The sequence below is a fragment of the Dellaglioa sp. CoH-57-MRSF-20 genome (assembly GCF_056781955.1).
Genome location: NZ_JBXAXV010000043.1, coordinates 1 through 725, shown reverse-complemented (window position 1 = coordinate 725; position 725 = coordinate 1). Strand labels below are relative to the sequence as shown.

The 725-nt window shown below is 51.3% G+C and carries 2 protein-coding genes; both read left to right on the top strand.

Annotation, left to right across the window (positions count from 1 at the left end; genetic code table 11):
* Window positions 1-55: 55 nt before the first annotated feature.
* Window positions 56-289, top strand: coding sequence for a hypothetical protein (locus tag AC1RPN_RS07985; RefSeq protein ID WP_289863264.1), 234 nt, complete (start codon window positions 56-58; stop codon window positions 287-289).
* A gap of 29 nt (window positions 290-318) precedes the next feature.
* On the top strand, window positions 319-702 hold the full coding sequence (locus AC1RPN_RS07980) for a hypothetical protein (RefSeq protein ID WP_429616320.1): 384 nt from the start codon (window positions 319-321) through the stop codon (window positions 700-702).
* The last annotated feature ends 23 nt before the right edge of the window (window positions 703-725 follow it).

Genomic DNA, 725 nt, shown 5'->3' with positions numbered 1-725 from the left:
CATGATCGATGTGTTGAAGTTGCTCGATGGATCGAAAGGTAAGGTGGTCTAAATAATGGAAGGATTCTTGGCACTGCTGCATCTGATATTAGCTGGGATTGGCTGGTATTTCTATGCGATCATTGGCATGATCTCGCTTGCTATTGGGGCGCTCGCGGGCGGCTTGTTCGGAGCGCTTGGATCATGTTTCGATGCAAGTCACCGTGAAATGCGCTGGGTCCTGCTCGGCGCGCTCTCCGGACTTGTCGTTACTTTTTATCTGTTCACTAACTACGCACCACACCCATGAGCCTAGACCTGAACAAGTTTTACGAATGGATGCGCCCAGAAATCGAGCCGGGTTTGTGGCAGCACTACAACCTGCATCAGTTTGGAGACAGCACTAACGAGATCACTGGACCCGTCGATTCGTGTGTACTACTACACAAGAAAGGCCGTGATCCAGAATTCATGGTGCTGCGCACAGATACCAAGGCAGTGTCCTACGGCACCTATCTGGTGTCGCTGCTGGGTAAATATTGGGTAGAGAATGCACCGAGCCCGGGTCCGCTGGTCCTAAAAGTACATGGGACCCAAGCACGGCGCGCTGTCCTCAATATGCATACGACGTTTGATGTCCAGTTTCAGGATGGTTTTGTGGTCGGCGGCGATCACAGCTCTGTTCCTCCATCAACGACCGCAATCATCAAGGCTGCAAAATGACAGTACTACGAAATATACAGACG

What these genes read in the sequence shown, in the direction of transcription:
- AC1RPN_RS07985 (WP_289863264.1), top strand. Translation starts at nt 56, where the DNA reads ATGGAAGGATTCTTGGCACTGCTGCATCTGATATTAGCTGGGATTGGC.
- AC1RPN_RS07980 (WP_429616320.1), top strand. Translation starts at nt 319, where the DNA reads ATGCGCCCAGAAATCGAGCCGGGTTTGTGGCAGCACTACAACCTGCAT.